Origin of the sequence: Marseilla massiliensis, from assembly GCF_023336985.1 — a bacterium.
Lineage (GTDB): Bacteria > Bacteroidota > Bacteroidia > Bacteroidales > Bacteroidaceae > Prevotella > Prevotella intestinigallinarum.
In genome coordinates, this window is sequence record NZ_JAMBLP010000040.1 from 1 (window position 1) to 16,944 (window position 16,944).

General features: G+C 42.7%; 15 protein-coding genes. All 15 read right to left on the reverse strand.

The window, feature by feature from the left end; all coding sequences use genetic code 11:
* Positions 1 to 193 precede the first annotated feature (193 nt).
* The gene (gene rfbD / locus M3089_RS15150) at positions 194 to 1,108 is read right to left on the reverse strand and encodes a dTDP-4-dehydrorhamnose reductase (RefSeq protein ID WP_249085075.1); all 915 of its coding nucleotides are present in this window, start codon (positions 1,106 to 1,108) and stop codon (positions 194 to 196) included.
* 25 nt (positions 1,109 to 1,133) lie between these two features.
* Positions 1,134 to 1,652, reverse strand: coding sequence for an LbetaH domain-containing protein (locus tag M3089_RS15155; protein ID WP_249085077.1), 519 nt, complete (start codon positions 1,650 to 1,652; stop codon positions 1,134 to 1,136).
* A gap of 190 nt (positions 1,653 to 1,842) precedes the next feature.
* Positions 1,843 to 2,403 carry a dTDP-4-dehydrorhamnose 3,5-epimerase gene (gene rfbC, locus M3089_RS15160; RefSeq protein WP_249085079.1) on the reverse strand — a complete coding sequence of 187 codons (561 nt, stop codon included), beginning with the start codon at positions 2,401 to 2,403 and terminating at the stop codon, positions 1,843 to 1,845.
* 64 nt (positions 2,404 to 2,467) lie between these two features.
* Entirely contained in the window at positions 2,468 to 3,376 is a 909-nt protein-coding gene (rfbA, locus tag M3089_RS15165) for a glucose-1-phosphate thymidylyltransferase RfbA (protein WP_249085080.1), read from the reverse strand.
* Positions 3,377 to 3,397: 21 nt separating this feature from the next.
* Positions 3,398 to 4,513 carry a glycosyltransferase family 4 protein gene (locus M3089_RS15170; RefSeq protein WP_249085082.1) on the reverse strand — a complete coding sequence of 372 codons (1,116 nt, stop codon included), beginning with the start codon at positions 4,511 to 4,513 and terminating at the stop codon, positions 3,398 to 3,400.
* A 318-nt stretch (positions 4,514 to 4,831) separates the two neighbouring features.
* A complete protein-coding gene (locus M3089_RS15175; protein WP_249085084.1) occupies positions 4,832 to 5,893 on the reverse strand; it encodes an acyltransferase family protein in 1,062 nt (353 codons plus the stop codon).
* A gap of 91 nt (positions 5,894 to 5,984) precedes the next feature.
* Positions 5,985 to 7,052: a radical SAM protein gene (locus M3089_RS15180; RefSeq protein WP_249085086.1), complete on the reverse strand. Its 1,068-nt coding sequence runs from the start codon at positions 7,050 to 7,052 to the stop codon at positions 5,985 to 5,987.
* Between the two features lie 199 nt (positions 7,053 to 7,251).
* On the reverse strand, positions 7,252 to 8,424 hold the full coding sequence (locus tag M3089_RS15185; protein WP_249085088.1) for a glycosyltransferase: 1,173 nt from the start codon (positions 8,422 to 8,424) through the stop codon (positions 7,252 to 7,254).
* Positions 8,425 to 8,439: 15 nt separating this feature from the next.
* Positions 8,440 to 9,543 carry a glycosyltransferase gene (locus tag M3089_RS15190; protein ID WP_249085089.1) on the reverse strand — a complete coding sequence of 368 codons (1,104 nt, stop codon included), beginning with the start codon at positions 9,541 to 9,543 and terminating at the stop codon, positions 8,440 to 8,442.
* A gap of 41 nt (positions 9,544 to 9,584) precedes the next feature.
* Positions 9,585 to 10,700 (reverse strand): glycosyltransferase family protein, encoded by a 1,116-nt coding sequence (locus M3089_RS15195; protein ID WP_249085091.1) that lies wholly within the window; start codon positions 10,698 to 10,700, stop codon positions 9,585 to 9,587.
* A 96-nt stretch (positions 10,701 to 10,796) separates the two neighbouring features.
* On the reverse strand, positions 10,797 to 11,903 hold the full coding sequence (locus tag M3089_RS15200) for a polysaccharide pyruvyl transferase family protein (RefSeq protein WP_249085094.1): 1,107 nt from the start codon (positions 11,901 to 11,903) through the stop codon (positions 10,797 to 10,799).
* Complete coding sequence (locus M3089_RS15205; protein WP_249085097.1) at positions 11,900 to 13,111, reverse strand: Coenzyme F420 hydrogenase/dehydrogenase, beta subunit C-terminal domain; 1,212 nt, start codon at positions 13,109 to 13,111, stop codon at positions 11,900 to 11,902. Before M3089_RS15205 ends, M3089_RS15200 begins: the two co-directional genes overlap by 4 nt.
* Positions 13,112 to 13,196: 85 nt before the next feature.
* Positions 13,197 to 14,144: a glycosyltransferase family 2 protein gene (locus M3089_RS15210; protein ID WP_249085098.1), complete on the reverse strand. Its 948-nt coding sequence runs from the start codon at positions 14,142 to 14,144 to the stop codon at positions 13,197 to 13,199.
* Position 14,145: 1 nt separating this feature from the next.
* Positions 14,146 to 15,093 (reverse strand): glycosyltransferase family 2 protein, encoded by a 948-nt coding sequence (locus M3089_RS15215; RefSeq protein ID WP_249085101.1) that lies wholly within the window; start codon positions 15,091 to 15,093, stop codon positions 14,146 to 14,148.
* A 22-nt stretch (positions 15,094 to 15,115) separates the two neighbouring features.
* A complete protein-coding gene (locus M3089_RS15220) occupies positions 15,116 to 16,465 on the reverse strand; it encodes an O-antigen ligase family protein (protein WP_249085102.1) in 1,350 nt (449 codons plus the stop codon).
* Between the last annotated feature and the right edge of the window lie 479 nt (positions 16,466 to 16,944).

Below are 16,944 nucleotides of genomic sequence, written 5' to 3' on the forward strand. Positions count from 1 at the left end.
GTCTTCTTGAATTCCATGATTATTTTGTAGTTAGTTCATTATTGAAGTATTGTTTTATGAAACGATGCGTTTTACATTTCAATTTGGGCCGTTTTGTACCATGATATGTGCCATTTGGCAACATAATTTTGTGCCTTTTGAAATGTGTGTCGTATCATTTTGGTTTTCAGTGTGTTAACGTTGGCGTGAAGGTCTATGCCTTTAGTACGCCAATGTTATTCATGCATTTTCTTAATGATTCCGTCCAATAGGGAATATTGATGCCAAATGTTTCCTTGATTTTTGTCTTGTCGAGAACCGAATACGCCGGACGTTTTACCGGGCTGGGGAACTCATCGCTGTGGCAAGGCTCGATGTCGCAAGCTGTGTTTCCCGCAAGCTCGGCGATTCTCTTCGTGAAGTCATACCATGAGCAGACTCCCTCGTTACTGAAATGATATATTCCACGTTTTGAATATCCGTCTTTCGGGCTTTCCTTTTCATAGTCTGCCAGCACGGCCTTTATTGCCACTGCAAGGTCGTATGCGTATGTCGGTGTCCCAGCCTGGTCGAAGACAACGGTGAGTTTCGGCTTTGTCGCCGTAAGGTTGAGCATTGTCTTTACGAAGTTCTTGCCGAATTCTGAATATAACCATGCCGTCCTTATTATGACGTAATCAGCCCCGACTGCCTCTATGTTATTCTCTCCCTCGAGCTTTGTCTTGCCGTAGACTCCAGTAGGTGTTCCTTTTTGGTCTTCACTGCAAGGCGTATTGTAAGGGTCGCCGCCGAAAACATAATCCGTTGAAATCTGCACGAGAAGCCCGTTCACTTCCTTCATCGCCTTTGCCAATAGCTTCGGTGCATCGGCATTGAGCTTCCTGCAAAGCGCCTCGTCGGCCTCTGCCTTATCGACATTTGTGTATGCGGCACAATTTACTATGCACTGTATGCCATTTTCCTTAACTATTTTTTTTATGGCTTCACCGTCGGTTATATCAAGGATTGTTGTTTCAACGCCCTCAACCTCTACTACATCCGTAAAGGTATAATTGTCGTTCGTGTCTTTGCTTATGATGCGCATTTCGTTGCCGAGCTGGCCGTTTGCGCCTGTTACAAGTATGTTCATGTTGTTTGTTTTTTCTTTTTAAGTTTCAATATGTTATGGTATCATCATCGATGTTCCTCCATACTCCTGTAGCCTTAACGACAACTTTCTGTTCATTGCCGATGACGCTGTATTCCGGAACGTCAACTTTATCCGAGAGTACCGTACCAGCTGAAAACACACAATAATCTGGAGTTTGGGTACGCTTCATTATCCTGCATCCGTTTCCGAACCAATTGTTGGAACCGATAACGACAGGTGCATGGCCCCTGCTGTATCCTCCTGCCTGCTTTGTTAGCTTGTGGAAGTCAGTGTCCATAATCAATATATCCCATCCGAAGCTGATGCGTTCCCCGAAAACTATCCTGTCGTATGAAGTCAACCTGAAGGTTGTGGTTGCGGAAAAATTGCTCCCGAATTCAACGACTCCCTTTGAGCCGATTGAAATATAAGAGTTATTGCCGATGGAACATTTCCCGTTAAATGTAATCGTACCTCCGTGGTTCTCTATTGTAATGCCGGTATTAGGGTATAGCGAAACGGTCGGGAAGCCCAGTCTTATCATGCCATATTTAACTTTACCCCCCCGATTTTAACATTTCCTTGCAATTCGAGGAGTTTGGGTTTGTATAGCAATATCGGGAGTCTTATTGCCGTCTTGAATGGCAAATAATGGAAGTTGAAATAGATGCTTTGGATAATGTTCCTGAAATCCCGCCTATGTTGCCATATCTTATTGAACTTGCTCATCTAATTCAATGTTTAAAATCAAACGGACTGTCAAAGTCTTTCAATAGCGGATGTTTCGTGTCCTTCTCACTCAGTATTGCGTGTTCGGTAGGTATGCGCCAGTCAATGCCGAGGCTATTGTCAAGTATGCTTATTCCTCCGTCCGCCTCGGGATGGTAGAACTCATCGCACTTATACTGGAACACGGCCGTCTCGCTCAATACTGCAAAACCGTGGGCAAAGCCTTTCGGGATGAAGAACTGCCTGTGGTTGTCCTCGGTCAATTCAACCGCCACATGCCTGCCGTATGTTGGCGAGCCTTTCCTGATGTCAACCGCAACGTCGAGCACTTTTCCCCTTACGCACCTTACTAACTTCGCCTGCGTATATGGCGGACGCTGGAAATGCAGCCCACGCATGACACCATACGATGACATGCTTTCGTTGTCCTGCACAAACTCAACGTGCCCGACTTTCTCATCAAACTCCCTCTGCGAGAAACTCTCGAAGAAATATCCGCGGGCGTCCTTGAATATGCGCGGCTCTATGATTACCACGCCTTCTATTTCAGTCTTTATTACTTCCATCGTGTTTTATATGTTTATATCGTTTGCAAATCAGCTTCTCCCCTCGGGGAGATTGAGAGGGGCTTTAATACTCCAAGTTTTTCGTTATGTCATTTTCTTTTTCATTAAGTATTGACACAAGGTATTTCCCATAGTCGTTCTTCAACATAGGTTGCGCCACCTCCCTTAGCTTGTCCGCCGTTATCCATCCCTTTCGGTAAGCTATGCCCTCAAGGCAGGCAACTTTCAAGCCCTGACGCTTTTCCAACACCTCGATGAATGTCGATGCTTCCGACAAAGAATCATGGGTTCCCGTGTCAAGCCATGCGAAGCCTCTCGCCATAGTCTGCACTTTCAGCTCCTTGTCCTTTAGGAACTTCTGGTTTACCGTGGTGATTTCCAGCTCACCGCGTGCCGACGGCTTGATGCTCTTTGCTATGCTGACGACCTTGTTCGGATAGAAATACAATCCTACAACGGCATAGTTGCTCTTCGGGTGTTCGGGCTTCTCCTCGATACTAAGGCAATTCCCGTCCTTGTCGAACTCAGCCACTCCGTAACGCTCGGGGTCGCCAACCCTGTAACCGAACACCGTCGCCTTGCCGTTCTGCTCAGCATCAACAACGGCCTGTTCCAACAAGTCGTTCAGTCCTGCGCCATAGAAGATATTGTCGCCAAGAACAAGACAGGCGCAATCATCCCCGATGAACTTCTCCCCGATGATGAACGCCTGTGCCAGTCCATCAGGCGACGGCTGCTCCGCATACTCGAACCTCACCCCGAAATTGCTGCCGTTGCCTAATAGTCGCTTGAACCCCGGCAGGTCATAAGGTGTCGAGATAATCAGTATTTCCCTGATACCTGCCAGCATCAATACGGAAATAGGATAATAAATCATCGGCTTGTCGAAAATCGGGATAAGCTGCTTGCTGATTCCCTTGGTGATAGGGTACAACCGCGTACCACTGCCACCTGCCAATACAATTCCTTTCATAATTCAGGATTTATGTTGGTTCTATTTTTTAGATAATCTGAGGTACATGTCAGCCACTTGGCCGGCGATTTTCTCCCAGTTGTATTTCGTCATGTCGTAATCAATGTGCTGCAGCGGTTGCTCGATGATATCTTTCAGCTTTTCCGCCAAAGCATCTACATTACCGACGGGAAAATAATCACTTTCAGGTAGACTAACTTCCTTGTTGGCCGGTATGTCGCTCACAACAACTTTTACACCGTAACTCATAGCTTCAAGCAAGGCGATAGGTAGTCCTTCGTGACTTGACGGCAGGCAGTATGCCCGGCAGTTCGTTAACAACGAATGCAGTTTCCTGCCCTTGATGAATCCAGTGAGGATAATGCCGTTCTTCCTCGCCATCTCCTTTAAACCACGTGAATAATCATCCTCAAAGTCTGTATCGCCAGCCAAAACCAACTTTATTCCGCTATCTTTCTGCACTCTTAATTCTTCATTCTTAACTTGAGCGTAAGCGGAAATGAGGTGGTGCAAATTCTTTTCAGGCACGAAGCGGCACATGCCAAGGATGTACTTGCCTTTCTCTATGTCAAGCTCGTTGAAGTATTCGGGATAGTCGCATATTTCGGGTTGCGATACGCCGTTGTAAATCAGGTGGACGTGACTTGTGCGGTTGTATTTCCGCTTTATCAGGTTGCGTATCACGTCGGAAATTACTATCACCTCGTCGGCAAACATACAGCCCATCCGCTCGCCCAGTTTCAGCATCGTCTTTGCTGCAAATCCCCATTTGTCACGGTCGTAGTCTGGGCCGTGATGGGTGAAAACAACATTCATGCCTAACATCTTGGCGTATGGAACGAGCAATGCGGGGCCTATGGCGTGGATGTGCAGGATGTCCGCTTTTAACCTCTTTGCCTCGTTGATGGCACGGAATGTATGGATGATAGCTTCAAATGATTTCTTCTTCGGGCTGTCGATATTAACCAACTTTACGCCTTTCCATTCCTTCAGGTCGTCCTTGACATAATCAGTCCTGCGTATCACGGTAACATCAAAACCTCGTTTGGCGATTCTCGGAAACAGCTCCTCGCAATGCGTTTCCACGCCGCCCATGATGTTCGGGATGCCACGGGTGCCCGTAACTACTATCTTCATATTTCTCGGATTGTAAGGTTCTTGTTTTATTCGACTATAGTTTACTTTGGTTCTAATATGGGAAAAATGCTCTGTATGGAGAGTACAAATCCGTGATTTTGGCTCTATATGAATTGTTTTTTTCGTAACTTTGCCAACAGAAAGACATTAGCGGTTGTCATCTTAACAAACACAGATTTAAATCTGGCAAACCCAAAAGACTTTCCGATGCAAGTCAAGCCAAGATCGATAAAAGAGTCGTTGCAATATGCAGGCGCTGTCGTCCTTTCGTTGCTCTCTGCCTTATGGTTGTTTGTCACGGGCAAGAGGATAAGGTGACTATCTTTCAAGCCTTTTCACCACAGGCTGCAACACTTTGTATTTCACCACGTGGGCGAAGCAAATAACACCGGCTATCGTGAGCAGTGAAATGACGATATAAAGCAGGTCGTGCTGCGTGATGCGGCTCTCTATATGCAACTTCTCCACGGCGCGGTAGACAAGCATGTGCGAAAGGTATATCTCCATACTTATGCCGCTTAGGTACTTCGCTACGCAGTTGTTCAGTACCTTGTCTTTGGAGCCGACCGCATAGGCTAGCCATGCGAAGAAAAGCGCAAGCTCAAGCAGGTAATTTACGAAAGCGTCATGCACGTATTCCCTTGCAACAAAGAAACCTATTGAAACAACGGCCACACCAATTGCCGACAGCCATGCGTGCCGCCTGCCGAAGTCCGCGAGGCCGTGACTGTAAAGGTAGGCAAGACCTCCGGCAATGAACAGCGGAGCGCAGAACACCATGCAACGCCGTCCAGGTGCGCCGAAATGCACGAATGACACAAGGACGAACACCAGCGCGATGGCAAATGAAATCCACGCACGCCGTTTATTGCCAAGCATGAAAACGTAAAACGGGAACAGCATGTAGAATAGGAACACTACACCTAAAAACCAGCCTACGCCTATAACGTGGATTTCTGCATCGGGCGGCAATAGCCCGAAACACAGCGTCATGTTGGCGAACACCTCATAAAGCGAACCAATGTTGGGCTCAAACGCCAGGTCTATAAGACATAGCAAGGCGAAGAACGGCAATATGCGCAGGTAGCGTTTCCTATAGAATGCGTTTGGCGTAATCGTTCCTTCCTTTATCCGTGTGTAGTAACCGCAGCAAAGTGAAAAGCCACTGACAACCATAAACAGCAGCGTAAAATCGGTAAAGAATGGTATGATGCTTTCAGTGAGGTAATTCTCGGATGGCTTGACGTTTATGTTTGCCAGCACGTGCATCAGTATTATGCCAAGCGCAGCATAAGCACGGAGCCCGTCGAGCGAGCCATACCGCTCTCTGTTAACTTTATTTTTGCTTTCGGGGGGGGTAATTAATGTTTTGTTACACATTTTTGGGTTTGATTGTATAAAATATATGCGCGGTTGGAACAGGCGAATCTCATCGATCGCCTGTCCCTTGCTTGATCATAAACCAATGGAATCAGAACTTCTCCCTCATGTCTCCCTGGCACGGATCCTGGCCTACGTCGCACCACTTCGGGTCTATGCAAGCCGGCTTGCCTTGCATCGAGCGCAATTTGTTCTTCAATGCCCACGTGGCAGGATACTTGATGTACTTGTGCATCACAGGGCTTGCCGTGCCCACCATCCAGCAATTCTTCGGACACTTACGAACCATCTGCCTTACCTTCTGCGCCTGCTCGCTCTCCCAGATTTCCATGAAAGGCTTGTCGTGGATGTTGCCCATGCTCTCTTTCCAGTACCTTTCCTCCAGTCCGTTGCAGGGCATCACCTCGCCCCAAGGGTCTATGAAGAAGTTAACCATGCCAGCCTCGCAAGGCAGCATACGGCGCCCGCCCTCGATATAGTTGATGAGCCCCATGTTGAACCATGCTCGGAACCAACTCTTCGGGTGCTTCTCCTTCAGCTGCCACTCTATCAGTTGCCTGAAGTTGCCCGTCACCTCGTCCTTGTTTGTGATTACGTTGTCGCTCTTGTGGAAGTAGTACGAGTTGTGGAACGCCGCCGTGGCGAACTCCATGCCGAGCGAAAGTGACAGTTGGTAGAGCGAAAGCATGTCCTTAGAGTTGTGGTTTGACACTGTGCAACCGAAGCCGATGTCCTTCAGGCCCATGTGCTTCAGGGTGAGCAGCGTTCGCAGACCCTTGTCAAAGCCGCCTGCATGGCCTCGCAACTCGTCGTTCTTCTGGCTAAGCCCTTCTATGGAAATGCGGATGCCTATGTTTGGGAACTTCTTTGCAAGGGCCACGACACGGTCCTCAAACCAGCCCGAGGTGGAGATTACTATTCGTGGGGTATGCTTGTAGCACTCCTCAACTATCTCGGCCAGGTCTTCGCGGATGAAAGGCTCTCCGCCCGTAAGGTTGATGAACTTCAGTTGCGGCAGCGTCTTGAGGTCTTCCGCCCTTATCTCCTCCTGCCTGTTTGTCGGGTTCTTCCAGATGTTGCACATTTGGCAGCGCATCGGGCAGCGATACGTCAGGATGATGCTTGCGTCGGTTGGACGCGGAACTTTTGTGTTAGCCATTTATGTAGTCTATTTAATGTTTAAATCGTTGAAAATAAAATGTTTATGCGCTTTGGCAATACGTATGTGGGCACATCGTCTATGGAAAGGAAAATCCCTGCTTTCCGATTTGCCGCATATCGCAAGGCGAAACGTGCCGTTTTGCGGTGCGAAACGTGCCATTTTGAATGGCAATATGCGGCATTTTGCAAAGTGCCCTTTAACGGTCAAGGTAACACCTCATTATTTCGCCATAATAGTTTTCAGCGTTGTACCGTTTCATCGACGTATCGGCAATGGACTTATAGTCAAAATCAGCGTTGTACATCGTCTTGATTTTCTCAGCGAGGTCTGAAATGTTTTCGCTCTCGAACGTCATTCCGTTCATGCCCTCGTTTATGAGTTCTGGTATGCCGCCAATACGGGCGCCAAGCACAGGTGTGCCTAAGCACTCGGCCTCAATAGCCGACAACGGGTTGTTCTCGTACCACTCTGATGGTATCACGGTAAACCTGGCTTTCCCTACAATGTCCTTTATGTCAGACCATTGGCGGAAACCAAGAAACTCTACATTGCCCTTTAATTCTTCATTTTTAATTTTTAATTGCTCCAGCAATGGTCCTCCGCCGATAATCTTAAGTTTATACGGCAACCGTGCAGCGGCCTCAACAAGTGTGCCGACGCCTTTCTCATGGCTAAGACGGCCGACGTAACAGTAATAGTCGTTCTTCGCGTAATTGTCCTTACGGCATTTTTCAATGTCGATGAAGTTGCACAACACTTTCAACTTGTCTTTCCTGAAACCTCCCTGGGCCATCTTTTCGGCCATGAAACGGCTCGGGCAGACAAACAAGTCGGTGCATTCCTCAAGCCGCTTCCTGTTCCACGTCATTGCTTCACGATAACCGATTTCGGATGCAAGTCTTGAACCTTTCATACAGCGGTAAGTCTTGCACTGCGACTTGTCGCCATTGAAACACAGTTCACAAATTTCCTTGCCATTACGCAGACAGTCGTAACGTGGACAAAGCAGCTTGTAGTCATGCAGCGTCCACACCGTCCTTATGCCACGCCTATGCGCCAATTCTGCAATGACGGGTGACAGCTGCGTATGGATGTTGTTAAGATGCACTAAATCAGGACGGAAGTCATCAAGCAGCTTGCCGAACTTGTTTTTCACCTCGTGCGACCCGAAAGGCCTTGTGAAAGCCATCAGCTTGCTCATGTTCGAAGGAAAATATTTCTTCCACGGAGTTTCCTCGTTATCTGGATAGTCCATAGCGAACACCGCCACTTCATGCCCATGCGCCTTCAGCAGCTGTTCAAGGTTGAGCATATAGATACAGTCACCGCCCCGGCGGTAATAAAATTTATTAGAAAGTAAGATGCGCATAAATCAAAAAAGTCACTAGCCTTTATTAAAAACGTTAATAAATAATCTGGCAGAATGTATATTCGTAAGATTATTTCTATATGCAATGCAATTTGAAACAAATTGCTTATTATTGTCTATCATGGCTTTCATGTCTGTTTCATCCCAATCATCCTTAGCTATGCCCAACGAGTTGGCTGCAATATAATCGGCAGATGCTGGCTCTAAATTTGTCAATATCGGCGTGCCTGAAACTATAGATTCGGGAATTGATACCATATTCAAGTCTTTTCTTGTGTTTACAAGAAAGGCATACGAATCTCTTATGTATTCATTAAGTTCAGTTTGTGGCAAGAAGCCGACAAAGTCAATACAATCTTTCAACCCAAGCTCTGTCGCCAATTTTTTAAGATTACCTTCTTCCTCACCACGTCCGGCTATGATTAAGCGTATATCCCCATAGCCTTTAATTTGGTGGAACTTGGCAAATTTGCGGATTAAGCCGTCAACGTTCTTGCGGTATATCAGTTGCGAAGAACTTATTAACTGGCGTTTCTTATCTGTTAAATACTTAAACTTGTCAATGTCTATGCCATGATCTATTATTGTTCTCGAAACGTTTGGCATCCATTGCCTTACGAAATCTGCAGCTTTTCTCGAACGTGGAACAACGCATCTAACATTGCGCATAAAGAAACGAGCCACAACATTATACCAAAACTTTGAAGGCAATTTATGGAACTTGTTTTGATGCGTGGTCAATTCCTGCCATATTATTGTTTTGTGAGGACATCTCCGTGCAGCATATAAGGATTGGAATTGGAATACCTCACTTGATATTACAATATCAAAGTCATTACAATGCTCCTTCAAATATTTTTTCATCCCAGAAGAATAAGGCAATACAGAAGGCTTGAATATCCTTTTATAATCAGACTTGAAAAACAAAACTGGAAATTCATATTGTTCTTCTTCTGTCGGTTTGTAATCTTCCAATGCTGCCAACGTAACATTATGGCCTAAGTGCAGAAAACCTAAGCACATGCCGTAAATCATTGTATCCCTTATAGTCTTCACTTGCGGAATTTGATCTGTTTCAGAGGTATAAAGGATGCTGTTCAAAATTAAAATTCTGGACATAAATATTTTAAGAAAGCAATCGATTTGGGTTTAAAATACATTTATCGTACCAAGTACAATTTGCAGTAGTCCTCGACAAGTGTTTTGTTTGAATAAATTTTTTCATAACATCCGCTTAAGTTCCTGGCAGCATCTTTACCTGATGCCAACAGCTCCATCTGCACTTGCAAGGATTTTGTATCACCGCATTCAAAAAATGTTGACGCAACAGCCTTGTTGTCTATAAAGAACGGAACATTTGAAAGCAGAACCCGTTTATTGAAATAATACGCAATAGACAGTACCCCCGACATTGTTGCTGCTCTGTATGGGTAAACAACGAACAATGCCTTGTCAAACAAATCCTTTATTTCGGCATCATCTAAAAAACGATTTATTCTTATAATGTTCTTATCTTCCATGATTAAGTCTGAATAATCCAATCCTATGCCGGCTATTACCAATTTACGGCATTTTAGTTTTTCGGAATTCAAATAAGCTTTAATCAATATATCAACTCCTTTATAAACATTTACGGCTCCCCAGAAAAGTATATAATCTTTATCATTTTTTAATTCAGGAACTTTCATATTGCCTTCCTTGATTTCTTCTGTAACTAAAGTCGGGAAATGTGTGAATGAAATATTCTTGTTTGGATATATTTTTTTCAATTCTTCGAATTGCGATTGCGATGAAGTCGTTAGATTATTCATCCTGTCCCTTAATATCCTATATCCCCAATCAATATATTTACGAAGCATTATTGTTGCTTTACTGCTTGATTTTAATTCATGTGGATGTAAATCATGCACTGTATAATAGAATTTGTTTGACGGTTTATGCAACAACATATATGGGGCAAAAGAAAAATCGCCAGTAAGTAAATGTATTATATCAGGCTTAATTATCTTTTCCTTTTCTTTAAGAGCCTGAATTATTGATACAGGATAGAACTTATATATCAGTTTTTTTATTTTGTACTTCGGGTATTCAATTTGAAACAAGTGTGCTTTATCCATTCCTTTCAATACATTTTTATATGTATTATTTCCGGAATTGACAACCAACGCATACACTTCAAAACGACAATCCCCACTCAAGGTCTTTATGATTTTTGAGGCAAAAGGTATCATGCCTGAGGTAAATTCACTCGCTACGAACAGAATTTTAATTTTCATTTTATGTCTTTAATTTGGATTAAAGGACATCAATTCATATACCTTTAATCAATTAAAATAAGATACATACTGTAAGCATGGAAAGTAGTATTTACTTTACGCCAGCATAGTGTTGAGCAAATCAAGAGATTTGTTTCTTTCCGTTTCTATTATCTTGTTCACATTACCGTAGTCTATCGGCTGAAGCGCCTCAATGTCAAATGACGGAGAGGTGACAAGCCTGTCTTTAAGATTACATAAGGTCAGGATGTTGTCAACCCGAGAATTAAAACGGTTGGGGGTGACAGTAAGGAACTGCTTGTTGAAGTTGATAGAGAAGGCCGTACCGTGGAACGAGCTGACAATGACAAACTCGGCATTCAACATCAGTTGCAGGAATATTTCGGGTGTAACCTGAAGGAAATGCCTGTCGGCGAACTTCAGCCTGCGGTGATAGCTGTTGTAGCTTATCTCGTAGATTTTCCACCCATGCTTGCTCGATATCATGCCCGCATAGCGGCCTATCAGTTCGTTCTGGGCTTTTTCTTCAACGCTATAAACAAGGATGTAAGGTTCTGTCTTTATGGGGCTGAACCGTCTGGCTATGTCAGTCCATGCCGGCTTGTCAAGCAATAGTGTCGGGTCTAAAACAACCGGCACGTCATTGAACCCCAAGCCGGCGAGGATGCGGCTTGCGTCCGCCTCACGGACGGTTATCGCGCTATATTTGTGCAGCAGCCTTTTTGTCTCTTCCACTTCGCCTTCTGGTATTTCAGGCATGCCTATGCTTGCGGCGTAAGCCACGCGCTTGCTGCCAGGCGGCGCAAAGTCAAGGTAAAAGCTCTTGTCTATGCCCTCATTGTAAATGCTGTTCCATACTTGGTCGCTGCCCGTGACATAAATGTCGGCAAGTGGCGGATTGCTCTTCAAGTCTTCATATGAAGTATACCGTATTTTGCTTGATGGTACGAAATGGCTGACGAACTGATGGCAGCCGTTGCGTAATTTCCGCCACCGGGGGAACTCCCAAAACGTGTAGTATATTTTCTTTATAAAGTTATCCGCAAACCTTTTCCATGCCTCTTCGGACTGCCCCGGGCGGATGTAATCCATAATCTCTACTTCAAAGCCGCTTTTCTTTATCACCAGCGCCAATGCCAGCGCCTGAAGGTATGTGCCGAAGTTGGTGTTGTCGAATATGGTTATTATCTCTGCTTTTTTCATTTCAGCATGTCTTTAACTCGTTTTAAGGCACTGCCCACCACGGGCAAACGCTTGATGTGGTATTTCAAATAAAACTTGATGTTCTCCTTTGCCGATGGGCGGTATTTGTCAAGGAACTTGCCATAATCATTGAAGGCGAGGCCGTAACACGTAGAGCGCCCCTCTGGCAGTGGCGACGCATGATGCAGGTTGGCATTGTTCGCCACGGCGTCGGCCTCCGCTATTTGCCGGTTTACGGTCTTTGCGCTTACGGCGTTCCATACGTCCATGCCTTTGCTGTTATTCACAAGCACGGTGCTGACACCTTTCTTCATGTTGGGAAAGTCAGGCACTATTTTCTCCACTCCCCAGCAGTCGGCCAATGTAATGTCGCCAGGCCTGTGTACATTGGCAAACGGACAACAGTAGCATGCATATCTCATCATGCTGCCACTGATGAAGGCGTTGTAATATGCCGACATGTCATTGCTGCGGGGCAGGAAAACCTCCTTATTGTCCTTAAAACGCCTGAAAGCAGAAGAAGAAGAGCAACTCCATCCGCCCACCTTTTTGTCACGGAAAAGGTATCTGAATATTTTTCCTTGCCTTTTCTTTTCAATATTGTGAATAGTGTTGGCAAAAATCTTGTATGAGGGTGTGCCGTGGCAGACAAGGTCGGTTGTGAGGAGTTTGTCGTAGTCTTTTCTCAGGAATAGTTTCAATCCTTGTATCTGGCACGGCGTACCTGTGAAATATACCGGCAATCCGTTTTTCAGGTCTTCCCTTGCCTGTGTGTATGAGTTTCCAATGTCAGATTGCACATACTTGCTGCCGCGCAAATTGCAGAGCATTTCCTTGTCGGTAATCCTTACGTGCCGCAAATACATCTCGCCGTCAAAGGCAGCGCCATACACGGTTCCGCCTCTTTCGAGCACATACGCAGCTATAAGGCTGAACATTCCGCCAGAAGAGCTGTTCCTCAATATGTTGTCGTCATGGCATTGTGCGGCAAATACTCCCAAGGGGTGTGCCGTTGAACCGCTGCCCGTCTCTATCGGACATACTCTGTTACACAGCCCGCAATTGACACATTTGCCAGCGTCTATCCTCGGATAAAGGAAGCCTTCGCTGTCGGTTTCCATCACAATGGCCTGTTTGGGGCACGCCTGTTCGCACGCCCTGCAGCCGCAACAGTCATGCTTGTCGTGGCTGCTGTCATATCTAATCATAACTTAGCAATCAGTTTTATAAGTGTATGCAACCACGGAGAGTGGTAGTATACAGTTTTATAAATACGGAATCAAGACTTTTTTATCAGCCTTTTGATTTAGCTGATAATTTTTCTTTTGTCAACAGATACTTTATAATGATAAATTTCACCAATGACTTTATTGTCTTATCTTTAGTCATTGAGAATTTCAGCATTGCAAGGAGTTCGTTACATTTATCAAATGTCAGGTTCTTATAAGCATGTCTCCAATACCAAAGTGAGTCGAAATAATAATAAGAAACGTACTCCCTATGTTCATTATATACTCCGTATCTTTTCAATGCCTCAATGACATATTTCTTTATTGTCAGCTCATATTGCAAGTCAATTTGCGTGATGTATTTAGTCAGTGCAGAGCCGGGCCTTCCGTACCTATAATTGTAAATTGCATTATCAATAAAAAGGACTTTACCCTTTTGAGAACAAGCTATTCTCATATTCATGATGAAGTCTTCCTTGTTTTTTATATTCCGTGGCAATTCAAGCATTTCAGGCTTCAATAGGGACTTGCGATACAACTTAGCCCAAGGGGCCACATAAATTTTCCCGTATAATATTAAATTTATATATGCATGGGCGTCATATAATCCTAACGACTTATTTGGAGAAAAGTGTTTCTCCCCGTTTATATAATAATTGAATGTTCCTATAATAATATTTATCTCATCGGTAATGTGGCCCGTTAATGTCTTTAATGCTTCTGGCTCAAGAGTGTCATCTCCGTCAACAAACATTACCCAATCACCATTTGCAAGTTTCAAAGCTTCAAGACGGGCGGCAACAACTCCGCCATTATCTTTTCTTATGAGCCTGAACTTATTATTTAGGCCGTTCTTTTCAATAAAACTTTCACAGACATGATATGTGTTGTCTGTACTTCCATCATCTATTAAGATAACTTCAAAGTCTTTATATGTCTGAAGTTTAATGCTTTCCAGACATTCAACAATGTATGGAGCAATATTATACGCAGGAACAATGATTGAAACCATATTATTTGTTGCCTTTGAGAACTGATATAACCTTTTGTTCTGCTGCTTTCATAAAACATGTTTTCGGGATAGAATAGCACATGTCGGTCTTATGCCTATATAAATAGATAAAGTCTTTTAAGGTCGCCAATGACAACTGTTGCGTTTTGAGACCCTTTGACAGGTCTTCCCTCTTCTTTAATATGAGCTTTTTAAAGTTGTCATCGGCGCTGATTCCTCGTAATATTTTTTCAATCCAATGTGTACAAACATTGTGAGCCTCAATTTTTTGTCTTACGTATTTGTTGTCATGCGTAGATATGTTTATTCCGCTTTTTCTAAAACCAACTAACACTTTCGGAGACGAAGCAATTCCGCCATACTCGCTAAATCTGAATATTGAGACCTCATCAGCACACCAGGCCTTCGGAGTTGGCGTGTAACCGCCGAATTTATCCACGATATAATTTTTCCTGAACATAAATTCTGAGATTGTCTGCATCCTATAGGCGGAAACTTTATGCCAGATATAATCCAGACACGTCTCCCATTCAGGTGAAGTAGGATAATAATCGATTGTCTTAGAGTCAGGCCCTATGATTTTAACCCGTGCCCGGAATACATTGCATGATTTATATTTTTCTGCAAGTTGCAGCATTTCTTCCAAAAAAGTCGGCTCGTAAATGTCATCGTCACATAGCAACGAAAAATATTGCCCTTTGGCCAGTGACAGGCATCTGTTCCAGTTGGCTACAGGGTCTTTACCTCCGATGTTTTTTTCATTTATATAATATTTAATTCGGCTGTCATTGAAAGAGTTTACAACTGAATCAATATCTTCGGGAGATTGGTCATTTACTATGATAAGCTCCAAATTTTTATAAGTCTGGTTTAAAACCGAAGATATCGCTTCTCGTAAAAATCTTGATTTATAGGTTGGTATTGCTATTGATATTATTGAATCTTGCATTTCCTTATCTGATTATTTGTAATTAAACCAATTTACTATTTTGAAAAATCCTTTTTTGATAAATCATTTTTATCACATATCCCATTATTAGTAATGTGGGATAAACAGATTTCAGTTCTCCTGTCATATTTGCAAAACATATATAAACAGTTAAAATAGAGAGTCCTAATGCTGCTATCGGACGGGAGAATTGTTTATTGCGATAACAAAAAGCAATTAAACTAATATAAAATATTAAATAAAAAAACAAGCCACAAAAACCTCTTTCCAATAAATAATTCATAACGACCCCTTCTAAACCAGCTAACCTACTGTCTTTCAAATATTCTTTACCCTGGCCCCAGCCTAAATCTATATTAAAATAATTATATCCACATCCCCAAAAAGGCGAATCTTGTATGTGATACATTACTGCGGCGTATTGTATCGTTCGCATTTCTAAGGAACTTCCACCAACATCACTGTTTTTTTCGAACACACTTAACATTTTGTCGATGGTCTCCTGTACTGCAGGAATAAATTGATAGGAACCAATACAAATAAAAATCGTGAATAATCCATATTTTATCTTTTTCTTAAGTTTATAAGCTATTAGCATATAAACACAAAAACCTATCACAGCACATAATAAAATTGTTCGACACCCACATGTAATAATTCCAAAAACTGAGCCTATAACGACAATGTAAAAATTTAGCCTTTTTTCTTTTTTTTGGGTAAATCCATATATGTGAAGAATTAAAATCAACAAACATATGTATCCATAATCAAATGGATTTATAAACATTGCTTGAACTCTAAAACGGTCTTGGTATGTAAATGACTCATTTGCGTCTAAACTTGTATCGCCGGCATAAAGTGTTTCTGTTCCAGCTAACATCGTTCCTACAAAATCCGCCGTTTTAGTGATATAATTTAACAGTCCGAAAAATGTTAAAATTATTATTCCCCAAAACGTATATTTTAATGTTGCTTTAATAGAGTTTTCATCTTTACCAAAAGACCAAAAAGCATATAATATAGCGAAATATTTGAAGAATAATTCGTATTGAATAAAATAGCGTATATTTGTAACGTCACTTAAATGAGGAGAAGTTATAATCGTAATAATAACCATTATAATTGAAACCCCAGTTAGATTCCAAATAATAGTGTGTCTTGTTTGTTTTATTAAATTCTTTAAATTTTTCAATTCTGATAATAAAAAAGAGAATGGAAGTAGCATATTTGCTGAATGAAGGGGAACGGCAGGTACGTTTACTAATGAAAATAGCATTGAACCTAAAATCAATATTGCAATTTTTGACTCCCTATTTATACGGAACATCGAAACACAGCATATCAGGACTGTTATTATTGCTATAAACTTCATGTGTAAAATGGATATTTAATCATTCGAGTTTATGTTAATATATTACCTGTTGGCGGAATAAAAAATCAGACATCAAGACACAAAATGACCGTATCAAGCCATTAGATTGTCATTTCCTGCTTTGATACGACGATTTCATGGTGTGTTATATTTGTAGAAGTAGGTTAGAAAAAGTCATAAATATGACTATAATTAGGTTATAGCAACTATTCTTTGGAGGTATTAAATCAGTGCGTTATTAATTCTTCCAATCAGTTAATTGCTAATGTAGCTGATGAAGGTATGGAATGAATATAGGTTTCTAGTTCTTCTGGTTAAGCCTATATAGACATTTTAATTCCGCCAACGGGTTAATATATATATTATTATAAGTGGAACACCAGCACCTATTATTAAATAAATGGGCCATAAGTAATTGGAATCCTGTATAATTGGGAAACTTGCCAATTGCTTAATTGATAAGCCATTATATTTAATTA

Bases quoted from the DNA above. Each gene is read 5' to 3' on its own strand.
- M3089_RS15195 (WP_249085091.1), bottom strand. From the start codon at position 10,700: ATGAAAATTAAAATTCTGTTCGTAGCGAGTGAATTTACCTCAGGCATG.
- M3089_RS15190 (WP_249085089.1), bottom strand. From the start codon at position 9,543: ATGTCCAGAATTTTAATTTTGAACAGCATCCTTTATACCTCTGAAACA.
- M3089_RS15210 (WP_249085098.1), bottom strand. From the start codon at position 14,144: ATGGTTTCAATCATTGTTCCTGCGTATAATATTGCTCCATACATTGTT.
- M3089_RS15205 (WP_249085097.1), bottom strand. From the start codon at position 13,111: ATGATTAGATATGACAGCAGCCACGACAAGCATGACTGTTGCGGCTGC.
- M3089_RS15200 (WP_249085094.1), bottom strand. From the start codon at position 11,903: ATGAAAAAAGCAGAGATAATAACCATATTCGACAACACCAACTTCGGC.
- rfbC (WP_249085079.1), bottom strand. From the start codon at position 2,403: ATGGAAGTAATAAAGACTGAAATAGAAGGCGTGGTAATCATAGAGCCG.
- M3089_RS15220 (WP_249085102.1), bottom strand. From the start codon at position 16,465: ATGAAGTTTATAGCAATAATAACAGTCCTGATATGCTGTGTTTCGATG.
- M3089_RS15175 (WP_249085084.1), bottom strand. From the start codon at position 5,893: ATGTGTAACAAAACATTAATTACCCCCCCCGAAAGCAAAAATAAAGTT.
- rfbA (WP_249085080.1), bottom strand. From the start codon at position 3,376: ATGAAAGGAATTGTATTGGCAGGTGGCAGTGGTACGCGGTTGTACCCT.
- M3089_RS15180 (WP_249085086.1), bottom strand. From the start codon at position 7,052: ATGGCTAACACAAAAGTTCCGCGTCCAACCGACGCAAGCATCATCCTG.
- M3089_RS15155 (WP_249085077.1), bottom strand. From the start codon at position 1,652: ATGATAAGACTGGGCTTCCCGACCGTTTCGCTATACCCTAATACCGGC.
- M3089_RS15215 (WP_249085101.1), bottom strand. From the start codon at position 15,093: ATGCAAGATTCAATAATATCAATAGCAATACCAACCTATAAATCAAGA.
- M3089_RS15170 (WP_249085082.1), bottom strand. From the start codon at position 4,513: ATGAAGATAGTAGTTACGGGCACCCGTGGCATCCCGAACATCATGGGC.
- M3089_RS15185 (WP_249085088.1), bottom strand. From the start codon at position 8,424: ATGCGCATCTTACTTTCTAATAAATTTTATTACCGCCGGGGCGGTGAC.
- rfbD (WP_249085075.1), bottom strand. From the start codon at position 1,108: ATGAACATACTTGTAACAGGCGCAAACGGCCAGCTCGGCAACGAAATG.